Origin of the sequence: Paenibacillus sp. S02, from assembly GCF_019454065.1 — a bacterium.
GTDB lineage: Bacteria > Bacillota > Bacilli > Paenibacillales > Paenibacillaceae > Paenibacillus > Paenibacillus polymyxa_B.
The window spans coordinates 2,285,444-2,311,531 of sequence record NZ_CP073682.1; the positions used below are offsets into that span (position 1 = coordinate 2,285,444).

The 26,088-nt window shown below is 45.6% G+C and carries 22 protein-coding genes; all 22 read left to right on the forward strand.

Going from position 1 to position 26,088, the window contains the following annotated elements; translation table 11 throughout:
* The first annotated feature begins 80 nt into the window (after positions 1-80).
* The 22 genes from pyrH to dut all read left to right on the forward strand — a co-directional run bounded on the left by pyrH (position 81) and on the right by dut (position 25,914).
* Positions 81-809, forward strand: coding sequence for a UMP kinase (gene pyrH, locus KAI36_RS10225; protein ID WP_013309918.1), 729 nt, complete (start codon positions 81-83; stop codon positions 807-809).
* On the forward strand, positions 809-1,363 hold the full coding sequence (gene frr / locus KAI36_RS10230; protein ID WP_023988209.1) for a ribosome recycling factor: 555 nt from the start codon (positions 809-811) through the stop codon (positions 1,361-1,363). The genes pyrH and frr overlap by 1 nt, the downstream gene beginning before the upstream one ends.
* 84 nt (positions 1,364-1,447) lie before the next feature.
* Positions 1,448-2,215: an undecaprenyl pyrophosphate synthase gene (locus KAI36_RS10235; protein WP_023988210.1), complete on the forward strand. Its 768-nt coding sequence runs from the start codon at positions 1,448-1,450 to the stop codon at positions 2,213-2,215.
* 17 nt (positions 2,216-2,232) lie between these two features.
* Positions 2,233-3,024, forward strand: a complete 792-nt coding sequence (locus KAI36_RS10240) for a phosphatidate cytidylyltransferase (RefSeq protein WP_025722351.1) — start codon at positions 2,233-2,235, stop codon at positions 3,022-3,024.
* A 145-nt stretch (positions 3,025-3,169) separates the two neighbouring features.
* Positions 3,170-4,309: a 1-deoxy-D-xylulose-5-phosphate reductoisomerase gene (locus tag KAI36_RS10245; protein ID WP_220027653.1), complete on the forward strand. Its 1,140-nt coding sequence runs from the start codon at positions 3,170-3,172 to the stop codon at positions 4,307-4,309.
* Positions 4,310-4,415: 106 nt separating this feature from the next.
* Positions 4,416-5,687 (forward strand): RIP metalloprotease RseP, encoded by a 1,272-nt coding sequence (gene rseP / locus KAI36_RS10250; RefSeq protein ID WP_023988213.1) that lies wholly within the window; start codon positions 4,416-4,418, stop codon positions 5,685-5,687.
* Between the two features lie 51 nt (positions 5,688-5,738).
* The gene (gene proS / locus KAI36_RS10255; protein ID WP_013309924.1) at positions 5,739-7,187 is read left to right on the forward strand and encodes a proline--tRNA ligase; all 1,449 of its coding nucleotides are present in this window, start codon (positions 5,739-5,741) and stop codon (positions 7,185-7,187) included.
* A gap of 202 nt (positions 7,188-7,389) precedes the next feature.
* A complete protein-coding gene (locus tag KAI36_RS10260; RefSeq protein WP_220027654.1) occupies positions 7,390-11,706 on the forward strand; it encodes a PolC-type DNA polymerase III in 4,317 nt (1,438 codons plus the stop codon).
* Positions 11,707-12,018: 312 nt separating this feature from the next.
* Positions 12,019-12,480: a ribosome maturation factor RimP gene (gene rimP / locus KAI36_RS10265; RefSeq protein ID WP_013309926.1), complete on the forward strand. Its 462-nt coding sequence runs from the start codon at positions 12,019-12,021 to the stop codon at positions 12,478-12,480.
* Positions 12,481-12,582: 102 nt separating this feature from the next.
* Positions 12,583-13,680, forward strand: a complete 1,098-nt coding sequence (nusA, locus tag KAI36_RS10270; protein ID WP_013309927.1) for a transcription termination factor NusA — start codon at positions 12,583-12,585, stop codon at positions 13,678-13,680.
* 23 nt (positions 13,681-13,703) lie between these two features.
* Positions 13,704-14,012 carry an RNase P modulator RnpM gene (rnpM, locus tag KAI36_RS10275; RefSeq protein WP_007430067.1) on the forward strand — a complete coding sequence of 103 codons (309 nt, stop codon included), beginning with the start codon at positions 13,704-13,706 and terminating at the stop codon, positions 14,010-14,012.
* Positions 14,005-14,328 carry a L7Ae/L30e/S12e/Gadd45 family ribosomal protein gene (locus KAI36_RS10280; RefSeq protein WP_013309928.1) on the forward strand — a complete coding sequence of 108 codons (324 nt, stop codon included), beginning with the start codon at positions 14,005-14,007 and terminating at the stop codon, positions 14,326-14,328. Before rnpM ends, KAI36_RS10280 begins: the two co-directional genes overlap by 8 nt.
* Positions 14,321-16,876: a translation initiation factor IF-2 gene (infB, locus tag KAI36_RS10285; protein ID WP_220027655.1), complete on the forward strand. Its 2,556-nt coding sequence runs from the start codon at positions 14,321-14,323 to the stop codon at positions 16,874-16,876. The genes KAI36_RS10280 and infB overlap by 8 nt, the downstream gene beginning before the upstream one ends.
* A 20-nt stretch (positions 16,877-16,896) precedes the next feature.
* Positions 16,897-17,247, forward strand: a complete 351-nt coding sequence (gene rbfA, locus KAI36_RS10290) for a 30S ribosome-binding factor RbfA (RefSeq protein ID WP_010346342.1) — start codon at positions 16,897-16,899, stop codon at positions 17,245-17,247.
* Between the two features lie 51 nt (positions 17,248-17,298).
* Positions 17,299-18,276, forward strand: coding sequence for a DHH family phosphoesterase (locus KAI36_RS10295; RefSeq protein WP_023988218.1), 978 nt, complete (start codon positions 17,299-17,301; stop codon positions 18,274-18,276).
* Positions 18,273-19,208, forward strand: coding sequence for a tRNA pseudouridine(55) synthase TruB (truB, locus tag KAI36_RS10300; RefSeq protein WP_220027656.1), 936 nt, complete (start codon positions 18,273-18,275; stop codon positions 19,206-19,208). Before KAI36_RS10295 ends, truB begins: the two co-directional genes overlap by 4 nt.
* A 58-nt stretch (positions 19,209-19,266) precedes the next feature.
* Positions 19,267-20,205, forward strand: a complete 939-nt coding sequence (locus KAI36_RS10305) for a bifunctional riboflavin kinase/FAD synthetase (protein WP_220027657.1) — start codon at positions 19,267-19,269, stop codon at positions 20,203-20,205.
* Positions 20,206-20,337: 132 nt separating this feature from the next.
* Positions 20,338-20,607: a 30S ribosomal protein S15 gene (gene rpsO, locus KAI36_RS10310; RefSeq protein ID WP_007430074.1), complete on the forward strand. Its 270-nt coding sequence runs from the start codon at positions 20,338-20,340 to the stop codon at positions 20,605-20,607.
* Positions 20,608-20,821: 214 nt separating this feature from the next.
* The gene (gene pnp / locus KAI36_RS10315) at positions 20,822-22,924 is read left to right on the forward strand and encodes a polyribonucleotide nucleotidyltransferase (RefSeq protein ID WP_220027658.1); all 2,103 of its coding nucleotides are present in this window, start codon (positions 20,822-20,824) and stop codon (positions 22,922-22,924) included.
* Positions 22,925-23,153: 229 nt separating this feature from the next.
* Positions 23,154-24,158 (forward strand): polysaccharide deacetylase family protein, encoded by a 1,005-nt coding sequence (locus KAI36_RS10320; protein ID WP_220027659.1) that lies wholly within the window; start codon positions 23,154-23,156, stop codon positions 24,156-24,158.
* A gap of 66 nt (positions 24,159-24,224) precedes the next feature.
* The gene (locus KAI36_RS10325; protein WP_220027660.1) at positions 24,225-25,490 is read left to right on the forward strand and encodes a M16 family metallopeptidase; all 1,266 of its coding nucleotides are present in this window, start codon (positions 24,225-24,227) and stop codon (positions 25,488-25,490) included.
* Positions 25,468-25,914, forward strand: a complete 447-nt coding sequence (gene dut, locus KAI36_RS10330; RefSeq protein ID WP_013309936.1) for a dUTP diphosphatase — start codon at positions 25,468-25,470, stop codon at positions 25,912-25,914. Before KAI36_RS10325 ends, dut begins: the two co-directional genes overlap by 23 nt.
* Positions 25,915-26,088 lie beyond the last annotated feature (174 nt).

The window sequence follows — 26,088 nt, forward strand, 5'->3', positions numbered from 1 at the left end:
GAACACATCAGTGTTCCTTTTCTTGCAACAGGACACCTATCCTGTTACATAAAGTATAAATGATATTGGAGGGTGATCATTTGGAAAAACCTGTGTTTAAGCGTGTTGTCCTGAAAGTTAGTGGTGAATCGCTGTCAGGTCCTAACGGTTACGGTATTGATGCGGATACGATTGCGTCCATTGCCGAACAAGTCAAAGATGTGGTGGAACTGGGAGTAGAAGTTGCTATCGTGTGTGGTGGCGGTAACATCTGGCGTGGTATTGCTGGAAGTGCCAACGGAATTGACCGGGCCACGGCAGATTACATGGGTATGCTGGCAACAGTGATGAACTCACTGGCCTTACAGGATGCTTTGGAACAGATTGAAGTACCTACGCGTGTACAAACATCCATTGCGATGCAACAGATTGCAGAACCATACATCCGCCGTAGAGCTATCCGTCATTTGGAAAAAGGTCGGGTTGTAATTTTTGCAGCAGGTACAGGTAATCCGTTCTTCTCGACTGATACTACAGCTGCACTGCGTGCCGCTGAGATTGAAGCGGAAGTGATTCTGATGGCTAAAAATAAAGTGGATGGCGTATATTCTGCTGATCCGTTTAAAGATAGCACAGCTGAGAAATATGAGCAGCTTACGTATTTGGATGTGCTCAACAAAAATCTCGGTGTCATGGATTCTACTGCTTCCTCGTTGTGCATGGATAACAATATTCCGTTGATTGTCTTTGCTATTACAGAGCAAGGTAACATTAAACGTGTCGTGCTGGGTGAGAAAATTGGTACGATCGTCAAAGGGAGTGTAAATTAATGCCACAATCTGTGAAAAAGAGTGCTGAGGAGCGCATGCAAAAAGCAATCCAAGCATTGCAACGTGATCTTGCATCTTTGCGTGCAGGACGGGCGACACCAGCTTTACTGGACCGTGTGCAGGTAGAGTATTATGGTGCAATGACTCCAGTCAACCAGCTGGCGAATGTCAATACACCTGACAGCCGGACCTTGATGATTCAGCCTTGGGACAAATCTTCCTTGGCCGATATCGAGCGTGCTATACAAAAGTCCGATTTAGGTTTGACACCTTCGAATGATGGCAACACCATTCGTCTGAGCATTCCTGCTTTGACGGAGGAGCGCAGAACTGACTTGGTGAAGTTGACGAAAAAGAACGGTGAAGAAGCGAAGGTCGCTATTCGTAACATTCGTCGTGATGCAAATGATGACATCAAAAAAATGGAGAAAAGTGATATTTCCGAGGACGAATCTCGTAAATATCAGGAAGATATCCAGAAAACAACTGATAAATTTATTGCTGAAGTGGATAAAGTTTTAGCTGCAAAAGAAAAAGAAATTATGGAAGTTTAAAAGATTGGCAGCCCCTCCCTTACGGTGGGGTTTGTCTCTTTTCAAGCCTGAGGCACATTTTCAGAGAATGCTGGAGGAACTGGAATGATCAAACGGGTTCGGTCTTGGTGGAACGGGGAACAAAAACAGCAAACACCGGCCATTTCAAAAGACAATATTCCGCAGCATGTTGCTGTCATCATGGATGGGAACGGCAGATGGGCCAAACGGATTGGAATGCCGCGGATTGTAGGGCACCAAAATGGAATGAAGGCAGTGAAACGCACAGCAATTGCGGCGGATGAACTGGGTATTAAGTATTTGACTTTGTTTGCATTTTCAACTGAAAATTGGACGCGTCCTAAGGACGAAGTTGATTTTCTAATGCGCTTACCCCAGGAATTTCTGGCTATTGAGCTAGATGAGCTGATTGAAAAAAATGTGCAAGTGCGTATGATGGGAAACAAGGAACATTTACCTTCTCATACCGTTGAGGCGCTGACTGAAGCGACTCGACGAACTGAAAATAATACCGGACTTGTTCTTAATTTTGCATTAAATTATGGTAGTCGGTTGGAAATCACAGAATGCATGCAAACATTGGGCCGTCAAATTGCGGATGGGAAGCTTAAAACAGAAGATATAACATCTGAGCTGATCGGTAATACGTTGCTTTCTAGTGGTATGCCAGACCCTGATTTACTGATTCGAACAAGCGGTGAGCTTAGACTTAGTAATTTTATGCTCTGGCAGCTTGCCTACAGTGAGTTGTGGTTTACTGATATTTATTGGCCTGAGTTTAAGAAAGAACACTTATACGAAGCAGTGATCGAATATCAGCAAAGAACACGGCGGTATGGCGGACTGAAGTAAATGGAGGATGAAAGCCGTTGAGACAGAGATTAATTACCGGTATTCTGGCAGGCATATTCTTTTTGGCGATGGTCCTGTGGGGCGGCTTGGCCTACCATTTGCTTATATTGGCGATGGCCCTAATCGGATTTTATGAGTTCGCACGAATGACGCAGGTATCTCCTTTTGGAGGTACAGCAATACTTGGATACGTAAGCATATTTGCTTTTGTATTCCCATATGAACCTTTTGGTTTGCACTCACCCTTACCCATTGCCAGTATGCTTTGGCTGGTAATGATAGCTTTTATGATCATCACGGTAGGAACGAAAAATAAAATCCCGATTCAAACGGTAGCTATACTATTCCTTGGTACCGTTTATATAGGGTTTGGATTTTCGTATATAGCGGAATCACGTCATATGGAACATGGACTGTTATGGACTTTTTTATTGTTGGCTTGTATTTGGGCAAGTGATGCAGGGGCATATTTTGTAGGCAAAATGGCAGGGAAGACGAAACTATGGCCTGCGATCAGTCCAAACAAAACGGTCGAAGGATCCATTGGCGGCATTGTTTTAGCGTTGGTTATAGCTCTTGTATTCGCTGGATTATCAGATGGACTGCTGCCATGGGGCAAAGCCATCGGCATCGGTTTGTCATGTGCAGTTGTGGGACAACTGGGCGATTTGGTACAATCTGCATACAAACGAGTGTACAGCATTAAAGATTCCGGTAATCTGCTGCCAGGGCACGGTGGTATACTAGACCGCTGCGACAGCTGGATTGTCGTTTTTCCATTTGTACATATGCTGATGCTGCTTCCATGAGTCTGTTGATTACAGTTTATGCTCAGGCTTAATCTCTATGCTGTCACTCTGCGCTACTAGAAGGATGGAACCAGTAGCATAGTTGCCTGAATAACAAACAATGAGCTCCTGGCTAAAAGTGATTTTCAGGATAGGAAGGTGCATCATGAAAAGAATTACAGTACTTGGTTCAACCGGATCTATTGGAACTCAAACGCTGGATGTAGTGTCCATGCACCCGGATCAGTTTACTGTTGAGGCTTTAGCAGGTGGCTCTAATATAAAGTTACTTGCTGAGCAGGCGCATCTCTATAAACCCAAAAAAGTGTCTGTGGGTACTCGGCAGTTGGCGGATGAAATTCGTCCTCTACTGCCTTCTGGAATGGAACTGTATTGGGGAAATGAAGGACTCGTTGAGCTTGCTGCGAACACAGAGGCGGATATGGTTGTGACGGCTGTAATGGGCAGTGTCGGATTGCACTCCACGCTGGCCGCGATTGAGGCTGGAAAACAGATCGGTTTGGCCAATAAGGAAACACTGGTTACTGCTGGTCATCTGGTCACAGCGCGGGCTCGGGCGAAAGGAGTGCCGTTGCTGCCGATTGACAGTGAGCATTCAGCTATTTTCCAATGCTTGAATGGTGAGCGTATGAAAGATGTGGCACATATTACCCTCACAGCATCAGGGGGTTCTTTTCGAGATTTGACAAGAGAACAGTTGCTTGAAGTTACAGTGGAAGATGCACTCAAGCATCCCAATTGGTCAATGGGGGCCAAAATTACGATTGATTCAGCAACGATGGTAAACAAGGGGCTGGAAGTCATTGAGGCGCATTGGCTATTCGGACTTGATTATGAGCAGATTCATGTGTTGCTTCATCCAGAAAGCATTATTCATTCCTATGTTGAGTTTCAGGATACAAGCATTGTTGCTCAACTTGGGAATCCGGACATGAGAGTACCCATTCAATATGCATTGACTTACCCTGAGCGTATGAAGTCCCCGGCGAAGCCGTTGTCGCTGGCTGAAGTGGGTAGACTCCATTTTAAGGAAATGGATTATAATCGTTTTCCTTGTTTAAGGCTTGCCTTCGAATGTGGTAAAATGGGTGGTACAGCACCGACCGCATTTAATGCTGCTAATGAGATTGCTGTTGCCCGTTTCCTGCGTGGAGAAATTTCTTTTCTGCATATTGAAGCTATTATTGAACGTGTGCTGGAGCGGCATGTCAATGTGGCTAATCCTGATCTTTCTGTGATTGAAGCCTGTGACGGAGAGACTCGTAGCATAGCTGCGGGGTTATAGGCTAATGTTGGGTTAGAAACGAAATGTGATTCTCTTGTGCGGGATCGGAGAATAATGATAATCTAGGAAGACAAACTCGATCTCATTGAAAGGGGAACGGAAACGATTGGAAACGATTCAAATAGTGTTGATGACGGTGCTCATGTTTTTCGTCATAGTGACGGTGCATGAATGGGGGCATTATTATTTTGCCAAGCGCGCCGGGATTCTGGTACGGGAGTTTGCGATCGGTTTCGGTCCGAAACTGTTTTCTTATAAAAGAAACGAGACGCGATTTACGCTGCGTTTGTTGCCGTTCGGTGGCTTTGCCCGCATGGCGGGAGAGGATCCGGAGATCAATGAAATTGAGACCGGACAAACGATTGCTGTACGCGTAACGGATGACGTCGTTAAAACCATCTATCTAGATCAACTGGATAATCGCAAGAATGTGGTACGCGGCGAAGTGTTGGATATTGATCTGGAACAGTCGTTAACTTTAAAATTGGATGTAGATGGCGAAGATCAGCAATACACTGTACACCCGCAAGCGATGATGGTAACCAAAGGACAATCCATTCAGATTGCACCAAAGGATCGGCAGTATGGGAGTAAAACAGTAGGACAGCGTGCGATGGCTATTTTTGCTGGACCACTGATGAATTTTATACTTGCCTTTATTCTGTTTGGTCTTCATATTCAGATGGTCGGCATACAAGTGGACAACCCGACTTATGTCCAAATTAGTGAAATTACAGCAGGTATGCCCGCTGCTGAAGCTGATTTGCATAAGGGAGATATCATCGAATCGGTGAATGGAATAGCCATTGGTGCGAATGTTGAAAACATGATCAAACTGATTGCGGATTCTCAAGACAAGCCGATGAAGTGGACGGTTCGCCGTGATAATAAGACCTTTGATCTTACTATTACACCTCGTGCAATGGAAGGACAAAAGGGTGGCAAGGTGGGCATTGTGCCTGAACTTCCAAAACGCCAAGCAGGTGTGGGTGAAACGTTCAAATTTGCCGGACAATCCATGGTCAGAACGACCGATATTATTTTCCAAGGATTTAGCCAGCTCATTCAACGTTTTTCTATCAATGACTTGGGAGGCCCGGTACGTACTTTTGAAGTGACAGGGCAAATTGCCAAGCAGGGGATTGAGCAGTTGACGTATTGGACTGCTATAATGAGTCTTTATCTGGGGATATTTAATTTATTGCCTATTCCGGCGCTGGATGGAAGCAGACTTGTTTTCCTTGGTGTGGAGGCGGTAAGAGGACGTCCCGTTGATCCGAGCAGGGAAGGAATGGTCCATTTCGTTGGTTTTGCTATGCTATTCCTGCTTATGATTGCGGTCACGTATAATGATATTTTACGCTTAATTAATGGTTAATTAGAGACGGACTTATATAAAAACGGTCTGTATGGGAGGACATGCATTTCTATGTCGAATGATAAACAGTTTGTCGAGGAAATTACGCCGCAGAGCGAAGATTTTTCCCGATGGTATATTGATGTTATTAAAAAAGCAGAACTGATGGATTATTCCCCTGTTCGCGGATGTATTGTATTCCGCCCCGATGGTTTTGAAATTTGGGAGCATATCAAGGAAGCCATGGACGTGCGCTTCAGAGAAACAGGCCACCGTAATGCCTATTTTCCAATGTTCATTCCCGAAAGCTTTTTTCAAAAGGAAAAAGAGCATGTCGAAGGGTTTAATCCTGAACTACCTTGGGTAACCGAGGCTGGTGGAGAAAAGCTGGAAGAGCGTCTTGCAATACGTCCGACTTCGGAAACCATGATAGGTCATATGTACTCCAAATGGATTCAATCCTATCGTGATCTGCCGGTGCTTATTAACCAATGGGCTAACGTAGTGCGTTGGGAAAAACGCACGCTGCCTTTCTTGCGCACAAGTGAATTTTTGTGGCAGGAAGGTCACACGGCCCATGAAACAGAAGAAGAAGCACGTGAAGAAACGATGAAAATGCTGGAAGTATACCGTGAGGTTATTGAGGAAGTTCTAGCTATCCCAGTTATTACTGGACAGAAAACACCTTCTGAAAAGTTTGCAGGTGCGAAGGATACATTTTCACTGGAAGCGATGATGAAGGATGGACGGGCGGTACAAGCTGGGACTTCCCACTACATGGGGACTAATTTTGCCGTTGCATTTGACATTAAATATTTGAGTCGTGAAAACAACCTGGAATTCGCGCATACGACTTCATGGGGAACAAGTACACGTTTGATCGGCGCACTGATTATGGTCCATGGAGATGACCGTGGTCTAGCATTGCCTCCTAAAGTTGCGCCTACGCAGGTTATTATGGTTCCAATTGGACCACCTAAGAAGCGTGATGCGGTTATCGCTCGTGCAGATGAACTATTTGCTGAGTTGAAACAAGCGGGAGTGCGTGTTAAAATGGACGACCGCAGTGATGTAAGCCCAGGCTGGAAATTTAATGAATATGAAATGCGCGGTGTTCCGGTTCGTATGGAAATAGGGCCTCGTGATATGGAAAACGGCGTCTGTGTGCTCGTATCCCGTATCAGCGGTGAGAAAAAAATCGTGCAGCAGGATAATCTGGTTGAGGAAGTACACGCGATGCTCGCACAGGTACAGCAGGAGATGTTTGATCGTGCGAAAAATTTCATGGAAGAAAATTTCTATTCCGTCGATACGTTGGACGAAATGAAGACTCTCATGGAGGAAAAACGCGGTTTTACTTTGGCAGGTTGGTGCGGATCTGAAGAATGTGAAGACAAAGTTAAAGAAGTGACAGGTGCTACAAGCCGTAATATACCGTTTAAAACAACCGAGCAAAAGTCCACATGTTTGTGCTGTGGCAAACCTGCCAAGCATACAGTAGTGTTCGCACGGGCGTACTAATATAGAAGTAGGGCAATATCACTATACTCACTTCATTCTTTTCGCTGACATGGTAGCTGTTACGGGACAATGTTCCAAAGGATCTATGTCGTTGTGAGGAGGATTGAAGAGGGTTACGAAAAGCTTTTGCGGTCGGAGATGTTTTTGACGCAGAAGCTTTTCATGTTTTCAGAATGGTAGATTTGAAATTGGGGGGAGAGCCATGGGCGGAGCTGAAGAAAAGAGAAAGCGGCTGGAACTGCTGATGAAGCAGGTTGTGATGCCGACGGGAGTGGTTGAACCTTATTTTTTGGACGGTTGGATTGATCAAGTGGAGATTAGCCGTACCAATAAGGATTGGAATATCACTATTGCCAAGGAGACACTGGTCCCCGCTCAGGTGTATCGTACGTTCTGTATTCAAGTACAGGAAAAAATGAGTCACATTGCAAAAATTACGTTCCGTTTTCAGTATAGTGAGCAGATTCAGCCGGGTGATATCATTAGTGAATACTGGAAACTTTTTCTAGAGTGGGTACATCGTGAGATTCCTTCTGTTAACGGTTGGTTGAATCGGGCTGTGCATGAGTGGGAAGACGGTCTATTATTGCTAACGATGAGCGACAGTATGTCATTGGAACTGGCGCGTAAAAAGCAGATAGATCAAGCTATCATCAAATTTTACAATAAATATTTCGGGCTCTCTATGCGCATTAAAGTCCAGGTGGGTGAAAGTAACCAGGAGGCATTACAGCAATTCCAAGAGAAGAAGATGCAGGAAGAACGCGAAGTTATTCAGCAGATGATGGAAAGTATGGAATCCGAAATGCCGCCTTTGGATGAAGAAGAAGGAGACGTACGGCTTCAATTTGGTTATGACATCAAAGAACCGGCTGTTCCGATGCAAGATATTCAGGACGAAGAAAAGAAAGTCACCTTACAAGGGACAATCTTCGGTTTGGATAGTAAAGAATTGCGCAATGGCAGTACGTTGTTTACGTATTATTTGACCGACTTTAGTGATTCCCTGCAAATGAAAATGTTTGCTAAAACTAAAGAAGATCTGAAGATCCTCAGTTTGTTGGCTAACGGGAAATGGGTCAAAGTGCGGGGGCGAGTTGAATATGATCGTTTTATGCAAATTCCCGAGCTGGTTATGATTCCTTCCGATCTAGTTGAAGTACAGGCTCCACCCACACGTAAGGATAAGGCAGAGGAAAAACGGGTTGAGTTCCATCTACACACAAAGATGAGTGCAATGGATGCTGTCGCCTCGATTGATCAATACGTCAAAACAGCCGCCAAATGGGGGCACAAAGCGATTGCGGTCACCGATCACGGTGGTGTGCAATGCTATCCTGATGCAGCAAAAGCAGCAAAGAAAAACGGAATTAAAATGATCTACGGTATTGAGGCCAACGTGGTTAATGATGCCGTTGAGGTTGTAATGCAGGCACAACCATTAAATTTGAAAACAGCGACTTATGTCGTTTTTGATATTGAAACCACCGGTTTATCGGTTACACAGAATAAAATTATTGAGATTGCGGCTGTAAAAATGCATGATGGCAAAGAAGTTGATCGTTATGCTACCTTTGTCAATCCGCATGAGCGTATACCATATAATATCCAGCAACTGACCAACATTAACGATGAAATGGTCAAGGATGCTCCGGATGTAGAACCTGTTATGAAGGAGTTTGTAGCTTTTGCTGGCGATGCTGTATTGGTTGCCCATAATGCGCGATTTGATGTCGGCTTTATCCAGGCCACCCTTCGAAATATGGGTTTACCTGAAATGACCAATCCGGTACTGGATACGCTCGAACTGGCTCGTTTACTGTTTCCAACGATGAAAAACCACCGTCTGAATACGCTGACGACCAAATATAAAGTGGCGCTCGAAAGCCATCACCGGGCCATTGACGATACAGTCGCACTGACTGAAGTGCTGAATGGCTTGCTGAATGATGCGGAACAAATTAAGGGTTTAAAAATGCTCGATCGTCTGAATGATTATGTGGGTAAGGATTTATCGACCGTTCGTCCTTTTCACTGCTGTATTTATGCCCTCAACCCGATTGGTAAAAAAAATCTGTACAAGCTGGTTTCGATGTCTCATACCGAATATTTCAAGCGTGTGCCTTGTATTCCTAAATCAAAATTGTCAGAAATGAGAGACGGATTGCTTATTATTTCTGGCTGCGAAAAAGGAGAGTTCTTCGAGGCTGTGTTGAACAAGTCCGAGGAAGAGGCCGAGGAAATTGCACAGTTTTATGATGTGTTGGAGATTCAGCCTTTGACAATGTATATGCATCTAGTGGAAAAACAACTGGTAAGCGGTCCTGATGCTCTGAAAACGGCGATACGCAAAGTATGCGAAATTGGACGGCGACTTGATAAGCCCGTAATTGCCACAGGTAATGTTCACTATTTGGAAACTCGAGATAAGCTGTACCGTGATATTACGATACACGGCATTACGGGATTTAGCCCGCTAAAAGATATTCGTAAGCCAGATGCGCATTTACGCACCACAGACGAAATGCTGGCAGAATTCGAGTTTTTGGGCGAGGAGAAAGCCTATGAAGTCGTTGTGAAGAATACCATTGAGCTGGCGGATCGGTTTGAGGAGCTGGAGCTGTTCCCTGACAAGCTGTTTACACCTTTGCTGGATGGGGCGGACGAGGAAATCCGTAACACTTGCTACGAGACGGCTAAATCCATCTATGGTGAGGAATTGCCCGAGGTGGTTGTAGCCCGCCTTGAAAAAGAACTGGAGCCGATTATTAAATACGGTTTCTCTGCCAACTATCTCATTTCCGAGCGTCTGGTTAAAAAGTCTAATAAGGATGGATATCTGGTAGGTTCACGGGGTTCTGTTGGATCTTCTGTGGTCGCTACCTTTCTCGGAATTTCCGAGGTTAATCCACTGCCTGCACATTATATTTGCAATAATCCTGATTGCAGACATAGCGAATGGATTTTGGACGGTAGTGTGCCGAGCGGATTTGACTTGCCGGACAAAAACTGTCCGAACTGTGGCGGCAAATTAAAGGGTGAGGGACAGGATATTCCGTTTGAAACGTTTCTTGGGTTTAAGGGAGATAAAGTTCCCGATATTGACTTGAACTTCTCTGGCGAATATCAGCCTGTCGCACATAACTATACGAAAGTATTGTTTGGTGAGAAAAGTGTATTCCGTGCTGGAACCATAGGTACAGTTGCCGAAAAAACTGCCTTTGGCTTTGCAAAGAAATATGAAGAGGCGCATCATAAAAAATGGCGTGGGGCTGAGCTGAACAGGCTGGCTTCGGGCTGTACAGGGGTCAAACGTAGTACAGGGCAACATCCAGGCGGAATTGTCGTTGTTCCCGATTATATTGAGGTCGAGGATATTACGCCGGTACAGTATCCCGCCGATGATACAAGCTCAGAATGGAAAACAACGCATTTTGATTATCACGCTTTTGATGCGAATCTACTCAAACTCGATATTCTGGGTCATGATGATCCGACTATGATGAGAATGCTTCAGGATTTGACCGGTGTCGATCCTACGACCATTCCAATGAATGATCCTAAAGTGATGAGCATGTTCAACTCCACGGAGGCGCTCGGTGTAACACCCCAGCAAATCCGCACGCCTGTAGCAACCTATGGTGTACCAGAGATGGGGACGAAGTTTGTACGCCAAATGCTAGTAGAGTCGCAGCCAAGTTCTTTTGCTGATTTACTGCAAATTTCCGGACTGTCTCACGGCACGGGCGTATGGTTGGGGAATGCACAGGAACTGATTAAGAATAATACCTGCAACATCAAGACTGTAATTGGTTGCCGTGATGATATCATGTTGTTTCTGATTTACAAGGCAGGGATGGACGCAGGTCTGGCCTTTAAAATTACGGAGAGCGTACGTAAAGGTAAGGGGCTTAGTGCCGAATGGATTGAGGAAATGAAAAAATGCAAGGTGCCACAGTGGTACATTGATTCCTGTCTGAAAATCCAGTACATGTTTCCGAAGGCGCATGCTGCAGCCTATGTTATTTCAGCAGTGCGCACAGCGTACTTTAAGCTGTATCATCCGATTGAATATTATGCGACTTACTTTTCAGTACGTGCAGCTGATTTTGATATTGAACTGTGCTGTCAGGGATATGATGCAATCGCGCGGAAGATTGTCGAAATCGAGCAGCTCGGCTTTCAGGCACCTCCCAAAGAAAAAGGGATGCTTCCGATCCTAGAAATGGCTCTGGAAATGACGGCTCGCGGGTTTAGTTTTAAATCCATTGATTTGTACCGTTCCGAAGCTACACGCTTCAAGGTCGATGGAGATTCACTCATTCCGCCATTCGGAGCTCTTCAGGGAATTGGAGACAATGCAGCACGTAACATCGCAGCCTCCCGTGAACAGGGTGAATTTTTGTCTGTCGAGGATTTTCAACAAAAATCGAAGGCAAGTAAAACCATTGTCGAAATGCTATCCCAGTTGGGATGCTTTCGAGGTCTGCCAGAGAGTAATCAGCTGTCTCTGTTTTAATCCGAACTACAGTAGTCAAGCTCTGGCACTTGTCACATAACTATGGTTATGTTATAATTTTTTTGGTAATCATGGAGATAAAACCGTTGCTAAAAGAGTGGGGAAACCCACTCTTTACTGTTTGATATACAGTTACAACGTGAAAAGGTTATTTTTGGGCACGAAACCGGTACGCCGGTTTATTTGCAGTGAGCCCGAAATGAACATTACATCAAATGAAAATGAAAATGCCGGTGATGGAGAAGCATTGTCCATGGCAATAGGGCGTCTTTTTTTCACCACAGGAAAGTTCACTTTTGGAGGTTATAATCTTTGAGCACACCAAAGATCAAGTCAGTAGTAGAAGAAATGGCCCAACCTTACCTCGATGAGCATGGTTTTGAACTGGTCGATGTCGAGTATGTCAAAGAGGGCAGCAATTGGTTTCTTCGCGTTTTTGTAGACAAAGACGGAGGAATTGATCTGGACGACTGCAGTATGATCAGTGAATATCTGGGTCAAAAGTTGGATGAAAATGACCCTGTTTCTACAGCATATTTTCTGGAAGTGTCTTCACCAGGCGCCGAAAGACCGCTGAAAAAAGCGGAGGACGTTACTAAAGCGGTAGGCAAAAACGTATTCGTTACTACATACGAGCCGATCAACGGCCTGAAGGAATTCGAAGGTCGTTTGCTTTCTTTTGAAGATGGGGAACTCACCGTTCAAAGCGGACAAAAGAAGCATGTTATACCTTATGACAAGGTAGCTGGTGCAAGGCTCGCGATCATATTTTAATTCAGATTTGACTGTTGCTGTTTGACATGTACTACATGTTTTTTTTACCTCGTGTGCCGACCAGTACGCAGGTGCATCATTTGAAAGGGGGAGCAGTAATCCATGAGTATGGATTTTATTGAAGCAATGAACGAGTTGGAAAGAGAAAAGGGGATCAGCAAGGATGTGCTGTTTGAGGCCATTGAAGCAGCCTTGATTTCCAGTTACAAACGGAATTTCAACACCGCACAAAACGTGCGTGTTGATATGAACCGCAACTCGGGAGTCATTAAGGTATATGCCCGCAAGCTGATCGTTGAGGAGGTATTGGATCCTCGCACCGAGATTTCGTTGCCTGCGGCCCGTGAGATTAACCCGCATTTTCAGTTGGAAGATATCGCTGAAATTGAAGTCACACCACGTGATTTTGGACGGATTGCTGCACAAACTGCGAAGCAGGTCGTGACCCAGCGTATCCGCGAAGCGGAACGGGGACTGATCTACAACAAGTTTGTGGACAAGGAAGAAGATATTGTAACAGGAACTGTACAGCGCCAAGACCCACGTAATATTTATATTGATCTTGGTAAGGTGGAAGCGGTTCTTCCGTTGGGCGAACTGATGCCTAATGAGAAATTTAGCCATCTGGATCGGATTAAGGCTTATATTACCAAGGTAGAGAACACAACCAAAGGACCGCAAATTATGCTGTCCCGATCACATCCGGGTCTGCTTAAGCGTTTGTTCGAACTCGAAGTGCCTGAAATTTTTGATGGTGTTGTAGAGATTCGTTCCGTAGCGCGTGAAGCAGGCTTCCGTTCTAAAATCGCGGTTCATTCCCGTAACGCCGAGGTTGATCCGGTCGGTTCTTGTGTGGGTCCGAGAGGAACACGTGTACAGACCATTGTGAACGAGCTGCGTGGCGAAAAAATCGACATTGTACGCTATTCCGATAATGTTGATGAATACGTGGCTAATGCGCTGAGTCCGTCCAAGGTGCTTGAAGTGCAGGTATTTGAAGAAGAGAAAATGGCGCGTGTTATTGTGCCTGATTATCAGCTTTCTCTTGCTATTGGTATCAAAGGGCAAAATGCTCGCCTAGCTGCTAAGCTTACGGGCTGGAAAATTGATATTAAGAGTGAAACACAGGCGGAGGAAGAACTCGGCAGACCGAGAACATCCACCGATGAAATGCATCAGGATTCCGTTTCTGTAGATTAAGCGGAGTGTAGGGGGGTTAATGCATGAAACAGAGAAAGATACCTTTGCGCAAATGTGTGGCCTGTCATGAAATGATGCCAAAGAAGCAGTTGATCCGTGTCGTCAAAACCCCTGAAGACGAAGTGTTGATTGACTTGACTGGCAAAAAGTCGGGACGCGGCGCTTACTTGTGCGGCAAAGCCGCCTGCTTCAAGCTGGCTCAAAAGAGCAAGGCACTGGATCGAGCATTGAAGCACTCGGTTCATCCTGATATTTATGAGCAGCTAAGTCGTGATTTTGCTGCCGTCGAGGAAGAATTCCTGGCGGCACAAGGCAGCGTGCAGGATGAATAAGGCGCTGTCTGGATTGGGTCTTGCCATGAGAGCTGGCAAGCTGCTAACAGGTGATGAGATCGTTTATAAAGCGATCAGGTCTTCAGAAGCCAAGCTGGTCATTCTTGCGAAAGATGCTTCAATGAATACTCAAAAGAAATTCCGCGACAAATGCGGGACGTACAAAATCCCCTTATTGATAGGATTTGACCGGGAAAGCTTGGGAAGCAGTATCGGCAAACCTGAACGGGTTGTGCTGGCTGTGACGGATCAAGGATTCGCGAAATTGATCAAGAAACATGCGGGGATAATGTCGGAGGTGGAGTATATTGAGTAAACAAGAAAGCAAAGACAAAGTGCGGGTATACGAATACGCCAAATCGTTGAACATGAGCAGCAAAGAAATTATCACCATTCTTAAACGGCTGGATATTCCCGTGAACAACCATATGAGCGTCATGGAACATGATGCCGTAGGTAAAGTGGAAAGTTTTTTTAAGAATATTAAATCCAATGCTGCGGCCAAGCAAGGCGGAGCAGGTACGGCGCAAGTAAGCTCGAATCAGGCCGGTTCAAGCCAGAATAGTAATCATTCAACTGAACAAACCAAAAATCAACAGGAAAAGCAGGTAAGTATGAATAGGACAAACAACAACCAAAACAGTAACCGAAGTAGCGCTCCAAAAGCGCAAAGCAGCCAGCAGGGCGGTCAAAACCGCAGCCAACAAAGTACTAGCAGACCAACTGGTCAGCAAAGCACACAGAACCGCAGTAACGGTCAACAACAGGGAGGACAACAGCGTCCCGGCGGTAACACAGGTTCGCGTCCTCAAGGCAACCAGAGCACTAACTCACGCCCTCAGGGAAGTAGTCAGGGTGGTACGGCAGTAAGAACGTCATCCTCCACAGGAAGCAACAATGCAAACCGTAGTGGTGGCAACCGTACAGGTAGTAACTCCAACAACGGTGGTAACCGTTCCGGTCAAGGACGTTTTGACGATAACCGTCAAGGCGGCGGACGTGGTGGTAACGGTGGTCGTGGAGGCAATAATCGCGGCGGCAGCAATCGTGGCGGGAAATTCAACAATCGTGGTAAAGGTCAACAACAGGAGCGTCGCGAGAAAATCGACAACACGCCTAAGAAAATTATTGTGCGTGGTGAGATGACTGTAGGCGAAACAGCCAAGCTTCTTCACAAGGATGCGTCAGAAGTCATCAAAAAGCTGATTGTGCTCGGAACAATGGCGACCATCAACCAGGAACTGGATATGGATACCATCCTCTTGCTTGCCGGAGACTTTGGTGTCGAGGTAGAAGTGAAAATTCCTGTCGAAGAAGATCGTTTTGAAACCGTGGAAGAAAATGATGATCCTGCGGATCTCAAAACACGTCCACCGGTTGTAACGATTATGGGTCACGTCGATCATGGTAAAACAACTTTGCTGGATGCCATTCGCTCGACTAATGTAACCGGTGGTGAAGCTGGCGGTATTACACAGCATATTGGTGCATACCAAGTTGAAATTAACAGCAAAAAAATCACTTTCCTGGATACACCGGGTCACGAAGCCTTTACTGCTATGCGTGCACGTGGTGCCCAAGTGACAGATATGACGATTATCGTGGTTGCAGCTGACGACGGTGTTATGCCACAGACGGTCGAAGCTATTAACCATGCGAAGGCGGCAGGTCTGCCAATTATCGTAGCTGTGAACAAGATCGACAAACCGGATGCCAACCCAGATAAAGTGAAGCAAGAACTCACTGAATATGAATTGGTACCTGAAGAGTGGGGCGGCGATACAATTTTCGTCAACGTTTCCGCGAAACAAAGAATGGGTCTGGAAGACCTGCTCGAGATGATTCTGCTCGTAGCTGAAGTGAATGAGTACAAAGCGAACCCGAACAAACGGGCACGTGGTACCATCATCGAGGCAGAACTGGATAAAGGTCGCGGTTCTGTAGCCCGTATCCTCGTTCAGAACGGTACACTGAAAGTCGGCGATGCTTTCGTAGCGGGTAACTGCTTCGGACGTGTGCGTGCCATGGTCAACGATAAAGGTCGTCGTCTTAAGGAAGCAGGTCCTTCCACTCCAGTTGAAATTACTGGTTTGACAGAAGTTCCACTTGCTGGCGATCCATTCATGGTGTTTGAGGATGAGCGCAAAGCTCGTGCTATTGCTGACAGACGTGCGATCACGCAACGCCAATCTGATCTGGGCAGTAATACCCGTGTAACACTGGATGACCTGTTCCAACACATCAAGGATGGCGAAATGAAGGATCTGAACGTCATTATAAAAGGTGACGTACAAGGTTCCGTCGAAGCGTTGAAAGGTTCCTTGAACAAGATTGAAGTCGAAGGTGTGCGCGTTAAAATTCTTCACAGTGGTGCAGGAGCAATCACCGAATCCGATATTATTTTGGCAGCAGCTTCCAATGCTATTGTCATTGGTTTTAATGTTCGTCCGGATAACCAGGCGAAATCTACAGCGGAAGCTGAAAAAGTGGATATTCGTCTACACCGTGTCATTTACAATGTCATTGAAGAAATAGAGCAAGCCATGAAGGGCATGCTGGATCCTGAATATAAAGAAAATGTGATTGGGCATGCTGAAGTACGTAACGTATTCAAAGTTACTAAAGTCGGTACGATCGCTGGTTGTATGGTGACATCCGGTAAAATTACTCGTTCAGCAGAAGCACGCCTGATTCGTGATGGTATCGTCATTTTTGAAGGTAAAATCGACTCACTGAAACGCTTTAAGGACGACGCAAAAGAAGTTGCCCAAGGTTACGAATGCGGTATTACCCTTGATGGCTATAATGATGTTAAGGAACTCGACATTATTGAAGCGTTCGTCATGGAAACAGTGGAGCGCTAACGGCAGAGAGGTGAGCATCCATGGCTAAAATACGTACAGGTCGGGTTGGCGAGCAGATCAAGAAGGAGCTAAGCCAACTCATACAAACTGAATTAAAAGACCCCCGCATCGGTTTTATCACGGTAACGGGTGTCGATCTTACAAATGATTTGTCCCAAGCGAAAATATACTTGAGCGTGCTCGGGGATGAAGAACAAAAAAATTCTTCCCTGAAGGCATTGGACAAAGCGAACGGTTATCTTCGTTCTGAACTCGGCAAACGGATACGGCTGCGCCATATTCCTGAGTTGATTTTCAAAATTGACGAATCTATTGCTTACGGCAGTCGAATTGAAAAACTGCTGAGTGATATCGACAAGGATGAAAAATAAAACTTTTAGTTTATCTGAAGGAACCATGAACTGAATGTAAAGGAGAAGGCAATGCATACCTATGAACAGGCGCTTCAACAAGCGAAGGAATTTATTCTGGAGCATGATGATTACCTGATCGTATCGCATGTACAGCCGGACGGAGACGCAGTCAGCTCCACCGTAACGGTGGGCTGGCTTCTCTCATGTCTGGGGAAGAAATTTACCATGCTAAATGAGGGACCTATTCCCAAGCGTATGGATTTTTTATGGCATGCCGATGAGATTATGGATATGAGCCAGCAACCGCCAGAACGGAAATACAACCGGATCATTTGTGTAGATTGTGCGGATTACCGTCGTGTTGGTTTGACAGAGCAGTTTTTTACGGAAGATGCCATTATCCTGAATATTGATCATCATCCAACGAATGATGCGTATGGTACAGTTAATGTGATTAAGTCGGATGCTGCGGCAACAGCAGAAATTCTTTTTGACCTACTGAAAGAGTTTGCAGTAACCTGGGATGTTGAAATAGCTACGGCTTTATATACAGGGTTGCTAACGGATACAGGAGGTTTCCGTTACTCCAACACTTCACCGAAAGTGATGTCTACCGTGTCACAGCTACTTGCTTACGGTGTAGATGGTCCATCTTTATCCGAGAAATTGCTCGAGGAAATGACTTTTCCACAAATGAAGGTGCTGACAAAAGCATTGCAAACGCTCACGATGTCGGAGGATGGAAAAGTTGCTTGGGTCGTAGTATCACCTGACGACATGACGGAATGTGGCGCTGTAAATGAGGACTTGGAAGGCATTGTGAATTATCCAAGAAATATTCGTGGAGTTGAGGTAGGCATTTTCTTTAAGGTTATTAATGATCAAGCGGTCAAGGCCAGCTTGAGGTCGGCAGGGAATGTTGATGTAGCTGCGCTGGCTCAATCATTTGGGGGCGGTGGACATGTACGTGCGGCTGGCTGCCGTCTTGAGGGTAAGCTGGGAGATATCATTGAGACAGTTGTAGGGCGGGTGAAGTCTGAGCTATGAACCCGATAAAGAAGGAACAGGCAACTTGGGAAGGCGTTCTACCTGTCTATAAACCTGCTGGATTTACCTCTCATGATGTGGTGGCCAAGGCTCGCCGTTTATTAGGTATGAAGCGAATCGGACACACTGGAACGCTTGATCCGCAAGTAACTGGTGTTTTGCCTTTGTGTCTGGGACGTGCCACCCGTGTGGTGGAATACATGCAAGAGCGGCCCAAGGAATATCGGGCTACACTGCGATTAGGAATTGCCACGGATACCGAAGACCTGACTGGGAAAATCACGGAAGAGAGTGAACGTCCAGTAGAGGTGACGGAAGTGGAAGTCAAAGCGGTTTTGAAGCGTTTTGTTGGTACGATTTCCCAAGTACCTCCAATGTACTCCGCACTAAAAGTGGATGGCAAACGTCTATATGAGCTGGCTCGAGAAGGCAAAACCGTGGAACGCAAAAGTCGTGAAGTGAGCATTTACGAGTTGGAAATGACGGGATTCGCGGAGACGGGGACGTATGTGGATATTTCTTTTCGTGCCTTATGCTCCAAAGGTACTTATATCCGTACACTATGTGTTGATATTGGTCGTGAATTAGGATATCCTTCAACGATGGTTAAGCTGGAGCGAACCATGTCTGCGGGAATTCCTGCGGAACGTTGTCTGACTTTCGAAGAGATAGAGCGTTTCGTAGCGGATGGCAGTCTTGGAGAGCGACTTATTACAACTGATCAGGCGATTGACTATATGCCTGAGCATATAGTGGCTGAAGCCAAGGTAACTGCGGCTCTGCAAGGCCAACGCCTGTCGCTGAATATGATTTCACCACCTGTGACGGACAACCAGCCCTTCCGTTTGTATAAAGAGGATAAAACGTTTTTAGGCATATATGGTCGGGATGAATCAGACGCGATCGCTCCCATTAAAGTTTTTTTACCTTGAATTGTGCTATAATTTTGACGAAGTTAGTCAAATGATGTGAAATGCAGGTGAATTAATAATGATTACCGTATCGTTATCTTATCCATTGAGTGATGAGCTTTTGCAGCAATGGGGACATCCACAGGTCACGGCGATCGGTCAGTTTGATGGTCTTCATCTGGGACACGCAAGCGTGATACGTAAGGCCGTTGCGCTGGCTCGTGAACAGCAAGTGCCGGTATCTGTCATGACATTTCATCCTCACCCAAAGGAAGTCATGAAAAAAGGTGATTATGAAGGTTATTTAACACCGCTTGCGGACAAGCAGACTTTTCTGGCTGATATGGGTGTGGACGTACTTTATATTTTGAGTTTTAACGAAGATTTTTCCAAGGTCAGCCCTGAGGCGTTTATGAGCGACGTGCTGCTTCCATTGCAAATTCGTACAGCGGTAGTAGGCTTTGATTTTCGGTTTGGCCACCGGGGAGCCGGGCATGAGGATACCCTTCGGAAGCTGGGAGGAGAGCTGATGTCTGTACACACCGTATCACCGTTCGAACTGGATGGGGACAAGGTGAGCAGTTCTGGCATTCGCCGTGCTTTACAGAACGGGGATCTAGCGCATGCCTCTCGCTGGTTGGGACGTCCTTATCGTATCCAAGGTACTGTAATGGATGGAGAGAAGCGCGGACGTACGATCGGTTTTCCGACCGCTAATCTCAAACTGAATGATACCTACGTGATTCCGATCAAGGGTGTTTACGCTGTACGGGCGCTTGTAGGCGATCGTTGGATAAATGGTGTAATGAATGTAGGGGTTAAGCCTACTTTTCATGAAGGTGTGCTGAATCCGTCGTTTGAAGTACACCTATTTGATTTTAATCAGCAAATTTATGGGGATTCTGTGCTTGTGGAGCTTCACCATTACATCCGCCCTGAACGCAAATTTTCTTCGGTGGATGAGCTGATCAGCCAAATTGGCAATGACGCACAAACGGCTAAAAAGCTGTTAGGCTAATTTATTTACATAAGACAGGCGCTGTGTTATACTGACTTATGTTGTGTAAACAACGATGAACCTTAGCTTGGTTGTCCGCTTTCACCGGCGGCTACGAGGCTAATGGCGATTATAATGAAGGAGGTGAACAGGATGGCATTGACTCAAGAGCGTAAACAGCAATTGATCGAGGAGTACAAAACTCATGAATCCGATACAGGATCACCAGAGGTACAAATCGCTATCCTTACTGAAAACATCGTCAACTTGCAAAGTCACTTTCGTTCGCACAAGAAAGACCATCACTCCCGCCGCGGGTTGTTGAAAATGGTCGGTCAGCGTCGTAAACTTTTGGCTTACCTGAAGAAGACTGATGTTAAACGTTACAGTGCGTTGATCGAGCGTCTCGGACTGCGTCGTTAATTTTCAGACATGTAATGAGAAAAGAAGCCTGGTTGTTCACCGCTTGTCCCTGCTAAGGCGACGGCGGACAGCAGCCGGGTTCTTTTTTGAAATGAGGAATCTTTTTTTGAATTACATATCCTAATTTGTCTGCTAGCTTCTTATGAATAAGCCCTGCGCAGGAAATACTGGATATGTATAGAACTTTTACAATGAAATGAAATGGAGGGATACCATGGAGCAACGCGTAGAAATGCAGCTCGGCGGAAGAAAGCTGGTGCTGGAAACAGGACGTCTTGCGAAACAAGCCAATGCGGCAGTTAAAGTGAGCTACGGAGAAACAGTTGTGCTTTGTACCGTGACCGCTTCCCGTGAACCGAAAGATTTGGACTTTTTTCCCCTGACCGTAAACTATGAGGAAAGATTGTATGCTGTAGGGAAAATTCCTGGCGGATTTATTAAACGTGAAGGACGTCCGAGTCAAAAAGCGATTTTGTCGAGCCGTTTGACAGACCGTCCAATTCGTCCATTGTTCCCGGAAGGTTTCCGGAATGATGTACAGGTGTTGAACCTGGTTATGAGTGTCGATCAGGATTGCGAACCTGAAATTGCTGCAATGATCGGAACCTCGGCAGCACTTAGCATTTCGGATGTACCTTTTAATGGGCCAATCGGTGGAGTCGCTGTAGGACGTGTAGACGGGCAATTTGTGATTAACCCGGATATTGCACAGCAGAATGCAAGCGATCTGTACCTGGTTGTAGCCGGAACGAAAGATGCCATCATGATGGTAGAAGCCGAAGGCAATGAGATTCCAGAGGAAGTTATGCTGGAAGCTATTATGTTCGGTCATGATGAGATTAAGAACATTGTGGCAGTCATTGAACAATTGATGCAAGTAGCAGGTAAAGAGAAAATGCAGGTTAAACTGCATGCTGTTGATGAAAAAGTGAACAGTGAAGTACGTGCTTATGCAGCTGAACGTTTAATGGCAGCTGTTAAAATTGCAGAAAAACATGCCCGTCAAGAGGCGATTGATGCAGTCAACGAAGAGACAGTTGCCCATTTTGAAGCACAATACATAGAGACACCTGAGCTTTTGAGCGACGTGAGCGAAGTTCTCTATGATATCGTCAAGGAAGAAGTACGTCGTTTGATCACGCATGATAAAGTGCGTCCTGATGGTCGTAAGCTTGACGAAATTCGTCCGATTGAAAGCGACACTAGCATTTTGCCGCGTACTCATGGTTCGGGCTTATTTACACGCGGTCAAACGCAAGCGCTTAGCATTTGTACACTTGGTGCATTGGGTGATGTACAAATTTTGGACGGTATTGATCTGGAAGAAACAAAACGTTTCATGCATCATTACAATTTCCCGCCATTCAGCGTAGGTGAGGCTCGTCCTTTGCGTGCGCCAGGCCGTCGTGAAATCGGACATGGTGCTCTTGGTGAACGTGCACTTTCCAAAGTAATTCCTTCCGAAACTGAATTTCCATACACCATCCGTTTGGTTTCCGAGGTACTGGAATCAAATGGTTCGACTTCACAAGCTAGTATTTGTGCAAGTACACTGGCTATGATGGATGCAGGTGTACCGATTAAAGCTCCGGTTGCAGGTGTAGCGATGGGATTGATCAAGGATGGAGACCATGTTTCCGTATTGACTGATATCCAAGGGATGGAAGACCACCTGGGCGATATGGACTTTAAAGTTGCTGGTACCGCGGAAGGCGTAACTGCCATTCAAATGGATATTAAAATTAACGGTATTGACCGCCAGATTTTACAGGATGCGCTCAAGCAAGCTAAAGAAGGACGTTTGTTCATTCTTAGCAAAATGATGGAAGCGATCCAGAAACCACGTGAGCAGTTGTCTCCGTATGCTCCAAAAATTATGACGATGCACATTAACCCGGACAAAATCCGTGATGTTATTGGAGCTGGTGGTAAAATCATCAACAAAATCATCGAAGAAACCGGCGTGAAAATCGATATTGAACAAGATGGTCGTGTGTTCATCGCTTCCACAAATCAAGAGATGAATGAAAAAGCACGTTCCATTATTGAGGGTATCGTAAAGGAAGTCGTGGTCGGTGAGATTTACATCGGTACAGTAAAACGGATTGAGAAATTTGGTGCATTTGTTGAAATTTTACCGGGCAAAGATGGTCTGGTTCATATTTCTCAACTGTCTACTGAGCGTGTAGCCAAGGTTGAAGATGTAATTGCTATTGGGGATACAATTACGGTGAAAGTAACCGAAATTGATCAACAAGGTCGTGTCAATCTGTCCCGTAAGGCTGTTCTGACTGCAGAAGCACCTGCAAAATCCTAGGTACCTGCAGTTGCAGACTAGAAAGGCAGGAGTAGCTTTTCGTATTAACAGTACAAGGGATTTGAATAGCATTGTTTAAGCTTTTGGAAAGAGGCAGAGCTACGTTTCTGGCTCTTTTTTCATACATATGCACAAGCTGCGCCAAAGTAGGCTACTAGAGGCTACTGCGTCATAGTTCTTGTCCTCCCCGCATACAATGTGGACAAACGGGCGGGAGGATGAAGGAATCATGAGTAGGGCAAAAAGAGCAGTGTGGGTGGTAGCCAGTTTAGCCATCACACTGGTAATCGGACAGTTTAGCGGGGTTCGTGACTTCGCTAATCAATTACGCAATGGAGACGCTATAGGAGTTGGGGAGCCTAAAGCTGAAACAACGATGGCGATGGCGGCTTTACCCGATAATGCGCTTATGCAGCGACTAAGAACAGAAGCAGCCCGTCAGCGACGGGAACCAGTTGATGCCAAGATCGACAGGGTATGGAAGGCTATTCCAGGCTATAACGGACTGGAGGTGGATTTGGATGCTACCTATCGCAAAGCGATTGCATCTCCGGATCGACCCATTCAATATGTATATCGGCAATTGGCACCTAAAATACATTTAAATCAGCTTGGTAATGTTCCAATTTACAGGGGCAATCCCGAAAAGCCAATGGTATCCTTCATGATCAATGTAGCATGGGGGAATGAATTTATCCTGCCGATACTGAACACGCTGGATCAGGCAAAGGTCAAGGCCACATTTTTTCTTGATGGAAGTTGGCTGAAAAAAAATCCTGAACTCGCCAAGGAGATTCAAAAAAGAGGACATGAGCTTTCGAATCATGCTTACTCTCATCCGAATATGAGCCGTCTGAGTCGGGCCAGAGCCACACAAGAAATTGAAAAGACACAAGAGCTTCTTCAAGAAACTTTGGGCGTCAAAAATAACTGGTTTGCCCCTCCATCGGGCGATTTTAATCAGCAAACGGTGGATATAGCAGCAGAACGTGGGCTCAAAACAGTGTTGTGGACATTGGACACTGTAGATTGGAAACATCCGTCACCAGAATCGGTGATTAACAAAATCAGTAGTAAGGTTGAATCAGGCACACTGATATTGATGCACCCAACAGATTCCTCAGCGGCTGCTCTCAAAGGCATGATCCATGCCATTCGTAGTAAGGGACTTGTGCTCGGAACTGTCAGTCAGACACTTTCCCCTGATCGACAGCTACCTGCTCCGGTTGAGTGAACGTCTTTTTTCTGTTAGGATTGAACATTATGGCTAAGTATGCAATTCAGTTTAGGAGGGCCAATCGTGGAAAGAATTCAACTCAAAAACGGCCTAAGAGTGGTCATTGAAAAAATTCCAACCGTGCGTTCTGTTTCTTTCGGTATCTGGGTTAAAACCGGCTCCCGGAATGAAACGCCGGACAATAGCGGTATTTCTCATTTTATCGAACACATGCTTTTCAAAGGAACAGAGCGTTTTAACGCTAAGGAAATCGCTGAGCAATTCGATGCCATCGGAGGAAATGTTAATGCTTTCACTTCGAAGGAATATACATGCTATTATGCCAAGGTGTTGGATGAGCATCTACCGATCGCAGTTGATGTGCTGTCTGATATGTTTTTTAATTCCAAACTAGATCAGGAAGAATTGGCAAAAGAGAAGAATGTGATTTTGGAGGAAATCTCCATGTACGAGGATACACCGGATGATATGGTGCATGATCTTGTATCTCGCGCGGCCTATGGTGAACATCCACTGGCTTATCCGATTCTCGGAACCGAAGATCACCTGCTTGCTATGAATAGCTCACATCTCAGCCGTTATATGAGGGAGCATTATACAATTGACAATACAGTTATCAGTGTGGCTGGTAATGTTGATGATCGCTTGGTAGAATTGTTGGAGCGACATTTTGGACATTTTGATAATCATGGAACCGTTTCGCCGCTGACAGTACCTGCGTTTAACGGTGAGCTGTTGTATCATAAGAAAGCAACGGAGCAAAATCATATTTGTTTATCCCTGCCTGGATTTGCAACGGGTGACGAACTCCAGTATGCTATGGTTTTGCTGAATAACGCGATCGGCGGTGGCATGAGTTCACGTTTGTTTCAAGAAATTCGGGAAAAGCGTGGACTGGCTTATTCGGTCTATTCCTATCATAGCTCCCATGCGGACAGTGGTATGTTCACGATCTATGCAGGTACGGCTCCTAAGCAAACAAAGGACGTGCTGGATTTGACGCTGGAGCTTTTACGAGATGTGGCTGTCAACGGTTTGGACGCTAATGAGCTTCGTAAAGGTAAGGAGCAATTAAAAGGAAGTTTGATTTTAAGCCTTGAAAGTACAGGTAGCCGGATGAATCGGCTTGGAAAAAATGAATTGATGCTTGGTCAGCATTATACGCTGGATCAAATGATCGAACATATCGAACAAGTGACGGCAAATGATGTGAACAAAGTGCTGGATCGTATGTTCTCGGAGCCGTTTGCCCTGTCGATGGTGGGAGCGAGTGATTCAGCGGTAAAGGATATGAGGAGGGACTATTTTGTTAACTTACGTGGAAATTAACAGACTCGCGGGCAATGAAGATATTGAGCTGCCCCGCAAAATGTCAGAGCTTGCATCAGGGTTTGACTTGTATGCAGCAGTACAGGAAAATCTGGTACTGGAACCCGGCAAACGTTGCCTCGTTCCAACTGGATTTGCAATAGCTATGCCAGCGGGATTGGAGGCACAAATCCGTCCGCGAAGTGGACTGGCTCTTAAGCATGGTATTACTTGTCTCAATACACCGGGAACGATTGATGCGGATTATCGTGGGGAGATTAAGGTACTTCTTATTAATTTGGGTGAGGAATCGTTCACGATTACGCGCAATGAGCGAATTGCACAAATGGTATTTCAGGTTGTACCTGAGGTAGAGCTGAAACAAGTAGACCAATTATCTGAAACAGTGCGTGGTGCTGGAGGCTTTGGCCATACAGGACGCTGAGGCTATGGTTGGTTTGCGATGTACGAATGTCTATTTTGTAAAATCTTCAAATTTACTTGCTTAAGAGTAAGCATGCAAATAAAGGTCGCCTCATAAAGGGGCGGCTTTTTTTGTGTTTTTTCACCCCTCTCCGGGCACTCGCATAGACTAAAAGCATATCGTGTCTCGGAAAGG